Source organism: Vibrio sp. 10N.222.48.A3, from assembly GCF_041475345.1.
Lineage (GTDB): Bacteria > Pseudomonadota > Gammaproteobacteria > Enterobacterales > Vibrionaceae > Vibrio > Vibrio tasmaniensis_A.
In genome coordinates this window covers 1-1115 of the sequence record NZ_JBFRVX010001527.1, presented here as the reverse complement: position 1 = coordinate 1115, position 1115 = coordinate 1, and the positions used below count along the sequence as shown (strand labels likewise).

At 48.6% G+C, this 1115-nt stretch carries 1 protein-coding gene; it reads right to left on the bottom strand.

All coding sequences use genetic code 11. The features are described from left to right. Positions 1-62 precede the first annotated feature (62 nt). The coding region (locus AB4653_RS27545; RefSeq protein ID WP_372105831.1) for a ketoacyl-ACP synthase III at positions 63-1115 on the bottom strand (1053 nt) is incomplete at its 5' end.

Here is a 1115-nt window from a genome sequence, read left to right as displayed (position 1 = left end):
TGGTGGTCGATTTATATCATGGGGCGAATCCGACTTAAAAGGCGAACTCGTACCATACTCCGCTACTCACTTTCTGAGTTAGGACGCGTTTTACAGTGTAAAATGGCTCTTTCTAGAAGCTCCAAAGCAGATTTATCCGCTTCTGGAAGCTTCGCATCCGATTGACCTAACGGTTCAACACGACTGCCCCACTTAATATGGCCAGCACCCCAAGTTAAACCTGCACCAAATGCCGCAAGCAAGATGTTAGAGTTAGGTTTAACGAAGCCTTGCTCTAATGATTCACACAGTGCAATTGGCACAGTAGCTGCCGACGTGTTGCCGTAGTTTTGGATGTTAACAAACGCTTTCTCGCGCTCAATACCCGCCATATCACACAAAGTTTGGATGATTCGGATGTTAGCTTGGTGCGGAATCACAACATCGATATTGTCGGTTGAGATGCCAGTACGGCTTAATACTGTGTGTGCAGCAGCGCCCATGCCTTTCACTGCACGCTTGAAGATTTCTTTACCTACGAAATCAAAGTCCCAGTAACCGTTATCTGCAGCAAAGCGGTCCATAGAAGTACCGAATTTGGGTACCGCTAGAATGTCACGGCCTTCTGCGTCACAACCGATTTGCGCTTCTTGTAAGCCAACCTGCTCTTCAGTGCGAGATAGAACCACAGCACCTGCGCCGTCACCAAATAGAACCGCAGTATCACGCTTGGTCCAGTCGATGAAGAATGACAAGCGTTCTGCACCCACTACGATAGCATTACGGTAGTTGCCTGCTTGAATCAGTCGAGTCGCCGTTTCAACGCCGTAGATGAACCCTGTACACGCTGCGTTAAGGTCGAAAGCCGCTGCGCTCTTGATGCCTAGGTTCTGTTGAACTTTAGACGCAGTATTTGGAATAAGGGAGTCTGGGCTGCACGTCGCGATGATCACGAGGTCGATATCTTCGGCAGTAAGACCAGCACACGCCATTGCGTGTTGAGCAGCAACAGTCGCTAACTCAGAGGTATTTACATGACTGATACGACGGTTTTCGATACCAGTTCGAGTTCTAATCCACTCGTCAGACGTATCAATGAAAGTGCTTAGATCATCATTGGACAACACGGCTGGTGG